General features: G+C 65.9%; 7 protein-coding genes. All 7 read right to left on the bottom strand.

Going from position 1 to position 7,030, the window contains the following annotated elements; all coding sequences use genetic code 11:
• Positions 1 to 692: DUF222 domain-containing protein (locus CIK75_RS16275; protein ID WP_198962374.1), on the bottom strand; the 692-nt coding region annotated here is incomplete at its 3' end.
• An 89-nt stretch (positions 693 to 781) separates the two neighbouring features.
• Positions 782 to 1,606: a TSUP family transporter gene (locus CIK75_RS01550; RefSeq protein ID WP_241895204.1), complete on the bottom strand. Its 825-nt coding sequence runs from the start codon at positions 1,604 to 1,606 to the stop codon at positions 782 to 784.
• A gap of 11 nt (positions 1,607 to 1,617) precedes the next feature.
• A complete protein-coding gene (locus tag CIK75_RS01545) occupies positions 1,618 to 3,417 on the bottom strand; it encodes a proline--tRNA ligase (protein WP_096223004.1) in 1,800 nt (599 codons plus the stop codon).
• Positions 3,418 to 3,538: 121 nt separating this feature from the next.
• Entirely contained in the window at positions 3,539 to 4,360 is an 822-nt protein-coding gene (locus CIK75_RS01540) for a hypothetical protein (protein WP_096223003.1), read from the bottom strand.
• A 105-nt stretch (positions 4,361 to 4,465) separates the two neighbouring features.
• On the bottom strand, positions 4,466 to 5,377 hold the full coding sequence (locus tag CIK75_RS01535) for a GNAT family N-acetyltransferase (protein WP_087000898.1): 912 nt from the start codon (positions 5,375 to 5,377) through the stop codon (positions 4,466 to 4,468).
• A 100-nt stretch (positions 5,378 to 5,477) separates the two neighbouring features.
• Positions 5,478 to 6,638, bottom strand: coding sequence for a flavodoxin-dependent (E)-4-hydroxy-3-methylbut-2-enyl-diphosphate synthase (gene ispG, locus CIK75_RS01530; RefSeq protein ID WP_096223035.1), 1,161 nt, complete (start codon positions 6,636 to 6,638; stop codon positions 5,478 to 5,480).
• A gap of 80 nt (positions 6,639 to 6,718) precedes the next feature.
• On the bottom strand, positions 6,719 to 7,009 hold the full coding sequence (locus tag CIK75_RS01525; protein WP_087000896.1) for a YciI family protein: 291 nt from the start codon (positions 7,007 to 7,009) through the stop codon (positions 6,719 to 6,721).
• Positions 7,010 to 7,030: the final 21 nt, after the last annotated feature.

The following is a 7,030-nucleotide window of genomic DNA, read 5'->3' as shown; positions in this document are numbered from 1 at the left end:
GCCTCCCCGGTCAGGGCCTTGAGCACCGAGACGCCTTGGGCCACCGGTAGCAAGCCCGAAAGGATCGACATGGTATCCGGGGCCGGCCGCAGGGAGACCCTGCGGTCTTTCACCGCCCGACGGGCCCGGTCCACCACCGCCGAGGGGGAGACTGCGTAGGCCAGTTTCCTGGCCCGGGCCACCAGCGCCCGGGTCCCGACGCCCTCGAGGACCGAGGGATCGGCCAGGAGTTGCTCATCGACCTGGCGGCGTTGTTCAACACTGAGGCAGGCGGTTTCTTTCACCAGCAGGGTCGCCCGCCATTCACTGAGCCGGCCGGTGGCCAACGCCTGGTGGGTATGGGGCATCTCATTCACCACGGCCTTCGCCATGCCCACCAGCCGGTGCCCGGCATGCGGGGACTCGGATCGGGCCAATGCCACCTGGGCGTGGATCCCGGCACCGGCCTTCTCACGGGGGATTCCTTCGGCCGCGTGGCGGGTGCGAACTACCGTATCCAGGGCCACTGCTGCCCGGGCTTGGAGGGCGGAGAGGGCATTCTTGGTGGCCTCGGCGCCGGCCAGGACATCGATCAGGGCTGCTTCGTCCAGGTCGTTGGTGTCCAGGGCCGGCAGCAGGTCCAGGAATGAGGCCAGTGCCCCGGTGGCGGGTGCTGCCACCGGGGTTTCTGGGATCCTCATTGATTCGAACATGTCTTCGATTCTATCGAAGGCACCCCACGGATTCCCCGAAAAGCCAGCCCTGTGAGGGGCCCGTGGACAACAACCCGACCCCCGCGGAACTACTGCTGATGCAGGATGTTCTCCTGGACGACGTCGTACCCCAAACGCAGGATCAACACCGTCACGACCACGAGGAAGACAATGCGGATGAATTTGCTGCCCTTGCTCACGGCCATGCGTGCGCCCACGTAGCCGCCCACCATATTGGCCAGCCCGAGCACGAGTCCCAGCCCCCAGAGGAGGTGGCCTGTGGGCAGGAAGAAGGCCAGCGCGCCCACGTTGGTCGCCATATTCACGATCTTGGCCTTGGCGCTGGAGGCCAGGAAGTTGTAGCCGAGGAAGATGACCATGGCGATGATCAGGAACGACCCGGTGCCCGGACCGATGAGTCCGTCGTAGAACCCAATGACCAAGCCGATCACCCCGGCCACCGCATAGTGACGGCTGCCGGTATGGCGCAGGCTCGTCAACTCGCCGACCGTGGGTTTGACGGCGGTGAAGATCGCCACGGCGATCAACGCGGCAACGATGATCGGTTTGAAGATCGCGGCGGGCAACAACGTCGCCACGATCGCCCCTCCGAAACTGCCGATCAGTGCAATGCCCGCCATCGGCAGCGCGGTCTTCAAATCCGGATGGGCCCGGCGGTAATAGGTGATGGCACTCGTGGTGGTTCCGAAGACCGAGCCGAGCTTATTGGTCGCCAGCGCCTGGACCGGTGTGATGCCGGGGACCAACAGCAGTGCCGGTAATTGGAGCAGTCCCCCACCGCCGACGACGGCATCGATCCACCCGGCAGCCAGGCCCGCGACGAGCACCAGCAACAAGGTGCTCGTCTGGAGGTCCGCCAGTCCGGAGCCCTCCAGCAACGACGCCCAGTCCACCGGGTGTCCGCCTAGCCGCGAACAGTGTCGATGAGGTGCTGGACCACATCGGCCACCGGGATGTTCTCGGCGGTTCCGGAGGCCCGGTCCTTGACCTCCACGAGGCCTTCGGCCAGACCTCGGCCCACGACGGCGATGGTGGGGACGCCGACGAGTTCGGCATCACCGAACTTCACGCCGGCCGAAACCTTCGGTCGGTCATCGAAAATGACCTCGATGCCCTGGGCGTCGAGGGCCGCGGCGATGCGCTCGGCCTCGGCGAAGAGTTCGGCACCCTTGCCGGTCACCATGAGGTGCACATCGGCGGGGGCGACGTTACGGGGCCACATCAGCCCACGATCGTCATGGTTGGTTTCGGCCAGGGCGGCAACGGCGCGGGTGACACCGACACCGTAGGAGCCCATGGTGACCGTGACGAGCTTGCCGTTCTGGTCCAGGACCTTCAGCTCGAGTGATTCGGCGTATTTGCGGCCCAACTGGAAAATATGGCCCATTTCGATGCCGCGGGCGGTCTGCAGCGGGCCGGAGCCGTCGGGTGCGGGATCTCCTTCGCGGACCTCCACGCATTCGATGGTGCTGTCCCAGCCGAAGTCCCGGCCGGCGACCAGGCCGAAGACGTGGCGACCGTACTCGTTGGCCCCGGTGATCCAGGAGGTTCCCGAAACCACACGCGGGTCCACCAGGTACAGGACCCCACTGGTCGCCTCGGTGCCCAGCACCGCATGATCCAGCCCGTTGCCCGGTCCCATGTAGCCCTTGACCAGGGCAGGGTTCTTCTTCAGGTCCTCCTCGGTGGCTGCCTCGATCTCCACTTCGCCGCCGATATCCAGGTGGCCGGCGATATTGGCTTCCACGCGTTTGAGGTCCACCGCGCGGTCCCCGGGCAGCCCAATGGCCACCAGCCGGCGCTCCCCCGTGGGCAGTTTCGCGGCAATGACGACGTTCTTGAGCGTGTCGGCTGCGGTCCATTCGCCGGCATCCCGGGGGGCTACCTCGTTGGCGACGGCCACGAGCGTGTCGATGGTCGGGGTATCGGGGGTGTCCTTGACTTCCCAGGCCGGCAGCGCGGAATAGTCGAGATCTGCCGGCACCACGGTGGTCACGGCCTCCACGTTGGCGGCATAGCCTCCTGCGGAGCGCACGAAGGTGTCTTCACCGACCGGGGTCGGGTGGAGGAACTCCTCGGATTTGGAACCGCCCATGGCCCCGGCCGTGGCCTTGACCGGCAGGATCTCCAAGCCCAGTCGGGCGAAGATCTTCAGGTAGGCCTCACGGTGCTTGGCGTAGGCGGTATCCAGGCCGGCGTCGTCGATATCGAAGGAGTAGGAGTCCTTCATGATGAATTCGCGTCCACGCAGCAGGCCGGCGCGGGGGCGGGCTTCGTCGCGGTACTTATTCTGGATTTGGTAGAGGTAGACCGGCAAATCCTTATAGGAGTTGTAGAGGTCCTTCACCAGGAGGGTGAACATCTCCTCGTGGGTCGGTGCCAGCAAATAGTCGGCGCCCTTGCGGTCCTGGAGCCGGAACAGGGCATCACCATATTCGGTCCATCGGCCGGTGGCCTCGTAGGGTTCGCGCGGCAGAAGTGCCGGGAAGTGGACTTCCTGGCCACCGATGGCGTTCATTTCCTCACGGACGATCGCCTCGACCTTCGCCAGGACGCGCAGGCCCAAGGGCAGCCAGCTGTAGATGCCCGGGGCGGCACGGCGGATGTAGCCGGCGCGCACCAGCAGCTTATGGCTGGCAACCTCGGCGTCAACCGGGTCTTCGCGCAAGGTGCGCAGGAACATGGTGGAAAGTCGCAGGACCACGCTTGCTGTCCGTTTCCGCGGGCTGGGCCGCTGGTCGTGTGGGTTGATGTCCGTATCGGGACGCTTCCAATTTACCCGCTGCCCGTCGCAGGGCCGAACAGCCCCGGGCCCAGGGCACCGGTTATTGTGTTCGCAGTGCTTCCAGCGCCTCGTCGAGCTGGTCGGCGACGTCCTCGGGAACGATGTCTTTTTCGTGTTCATCCCGGGTGGTTGCCGAGACCACGACGGCCCCGTCGCTGCCGGAAACGGTGTAACTGGCCACCCCCTGCTCCCCGGCCGAGACGTCCATCCGGTAGCCCACCGTGGTTTCTGCCTGCGTCGTCGTCTTCTCCCGGTCCACCGCCGCGGTCCCCGCGGTGTCGCCTAGGCTCAGGTCGAAGCTCCCGCATCGGCTGATCAGGTCGGCAGTGCGGGAGACGGCTGCGGCGGCGGCGGCACGATCGGGGTAGGAAGCCAGCGACACGTAGCTTTCGCGATTGACGGTATCCCCGGGAATGGTCACCGAGGCGATGAGGGCGCCGGCAGGCAACGTGGCTTCCTGGTTGTCCATGAAGGGCGCACATTTGGCGGGGGTGATGTCCATGTCATCGAGCAGGGCCTGCCCGGTTTCGGTCTGCCCGGCAATCTCCTGGGAGGTCCGGACTCGGGCGCCGGGATGGTTTTCGGCCATTTCGCGGGCCGCGTCAGCCAAATCCTCGGCGGTGAAGGACGGCAGCGGGCCGGTCAGCGGGGGCGGAGCACTGCTGGCTTCAGGATCGCCGGTCGGGCTCGGGGACGGAGCGGCGGAGGACGACGGGGCCTGGCTGGAGGCCACAGGCCCACTGCCGCTGGGTGCGGGGGTGTCACCCGGGTCGCCTCCGGTGCAGGCGCTGAGGACCAACGGCAGGGCCAGCAGCACCGCGGCGGTCTTTCCGCGCGTCGACGCAGACGATGCCCCGTCCATGGGTCCCCCGTTTCGCAGGCTGGAACCGGCACCGTTGGCACCGGATGTTCTGCCCCTACCCTAGCGAACGTGCGGGCTGGGAGGCAGGAGCGAAGCGCTGGGAATTCAGAACAGAACCGTGGCGAATTCGCCGACCTGTTCGAAACCTGCCCGACGGTAGGTGGCCACCGCGGCGAGATTGTAGTTGTTCACGTACAGGCTCGTGACCGGAGCCAAGGCCAGGGCCGAACCGGCCACCGCTGCCATGGACGGGCCCGAAAGGCCTTCACCACGATGTTCAGGGGCGACCCAGACGCCCTGGATCTGGGTCGCCCGCGGCGAAACGGTACCGAGTTCGGCTTTGAAACGGATGCCTCCATCCGCGGGGCGGTCCACGAAGGAGTGCCCCTGCCGGATCAGCGAGCGGACCCTGGAACGGTAGAACGGTCCCCCGGCGCCCAACGGCGAGTAGCCCAGCTCCTCCTCGAACATGGCGGCGCAGGCCGGCAGGACGGCATCGAAATCGGTCATCGTCGAACGGCGGACGGAGGTCGACGGAAGAATACTCGGCTGCCGGTCCAACACCATCAATGGCTGGGAGGCGCGCACATCGAAGGCCCGTTGGGAGGACTCCGGACGCATCGAGTCCCACAGCGGCAGCACGGCAGTGGCCGGCCCAAAGATGGAGGAGACCTGACGGTCCATGCCCAGCACCGCCGTGGCGAAGGCCAAGGCATCACCGGGGCCGGCTTGGATGGGGACCAGATTCGCACCGACCCAGAGTGCTGAGCGCAGTTCCCCCGAGTCGTAGCGACCCAACACCAGGGACCCGGTGGGGGTCGGTGCCGCGGAGCCGGTGGCCTCAAGTTGGGCGTCCATGAAAATATTCGCCACCGGGTCCTGGGCCACCAGGCCGCGCAGGGCAGCCGTGTCCTCATCGGTCAGGACCCTGACGGTGTCCCCCAGGGATTCGCCGCCCCGGTAGGGAAGTTTCGCTGGTGGAAACCACGGGAGGGCACGGGAAAGGATCCTTGACATCGTTCCTCCCTTCCCGTCGTCCGCGGTGGCGCCTAGCCCAAAGTCTTGCAGACTCCGGGCTGCGGCGGAACCACATGACCTGGCACCTGGCTACCCCGCCTTAGGAGACCGAAACGCTCGGGACTCCACCGGTGGCTTCACCGGCGGCTTCCATCGCCTCGACGATGCGTCCGGCTTCTTCGATGAGGGTTTCCACGATCTGGTCCTCGGGTACGGTCTTGATGACCTCGCCCTTGACGAAGATCTGGCCCTTGCCGTTGCCGGAGGCGACACCGAGGTCGGCTTCGCGGGCTTCGCCGGGTCCGTTGACGACGCAACCCATGACGGCCACACGCAGCGGGAACTCCATGCCTTCCAGCCCTGCGGTGACCTCGTCGGCCAGCTTATAGACGTCGACCTGGGCGCGGCCACAGGAGGGGCAGGAAACGATTTCGAGCTTGCGGGGGCGCAGGTTCAGCGACTGCAGGATCTGGTCACCGACCTTGATCTCCTCGACCGGCGGTGCGGAGAGGGAAACACGGATGGTGTCGCCGATGCCTTGGGAGAGCAACGCACCGAAGGCTGTCGCCGATTTGATGGTCCCTTGGAAGGCGGGGCCGGCTTCGGTGACGCCCAAGTGCAGTGGCCAGTCGCCCTGTTCGGCCAGCAGCTCATAGGCACGGACCATGACGACCGGGTCGTTGTGCTTGACGGAGATCTTGAAGTCGTGGAAGTCGTGTTCCTCGAACAGCGAAGCCTCCCAGACGGCTGATTCAACGAGCGCCTCGGGGGTGGCCTTGCCATATTTTTTCATCAGGCTGGGGTGCAGGGAGCCGGCGTTGACGCCGATGCGGATCGAGGTGCCGTGGTCCTTGGCGGCCTGGGCGATCTCCTTGACTTGGTCGTCAAACTTCCGGATGTTCCCGGGGTTCACGCGGACTGCGGCGCAGCCGGCTTCAATGGCCGCGTAGACGTACTTCGGCTGGAAGTGGATATCCGCGATGACGGGGATCTGCGACTTCTTGGCGATGATCGGCAGCGCCTCGGCATCGTCGGGCGAGGGGCAGGCCACCCGCACGATATCGCAGCCGGAGGCAGTGAGTTCGGCGATCTGCTGCAACGTGGCGTTGATATCGGTGGTCGGCGTGGTGGTCATCGACTGCACGCTGATCGGGGATTCCGATCCAACACCGACGGCTCCGACCTTGATCTGGCGGGTTTTCCGTCGTGGGGCCAGAACCGGTGGTGGGGCTGCTGGCATTCCAAGGCTGACCGAGGTCAAATTATCCTCCGGGTTTTCAGGGGTGTTCATCCACGGCCCATTATCCTCCTTCGCGGAGGAAAATGGGGCCCTAGGCGGGATCAGACGTGGTGAGAGAGCTCACCGGTGACGGGGCTCCATTCGGTCAGGCGCAGGGCCGCGACCAAGGAGTTGGCGTTGAACGGGTCTTCACCGAGCTTCGCGGCGAGGGCTTCCTCGGAGGGAGCCTTGATCAGGAGCAGGGCCCCGGAACCATCAACGTAGGGTCCGGAGGCCACGAGGGTGAATCCGTCGGTCAGTCCAGCCAAGAAGGCGCGGTGCGCAGGGCGGTGTTCGTCCCGGGCGGCTTCGGAATCGGGCGCATAAACGTATTCAACGGCAAAAATGCTCATGGGCACCAGTGTACGTTCCCC

It is taken from the genome of Glutamicibacter sp. BW78, from assembly GCF_002332245.1.
Taxonomy (GTDB): domain Bacteria; phylum Actinomycetota; class Actinomycetes; order Actinomycetales; family Micrococcaceae; genus Arthrobacter_H; species Arthrobacter_H rhombi_A.
This window is presented reverse-complemented; position numbering and strand designations above follow the sequence as displayed.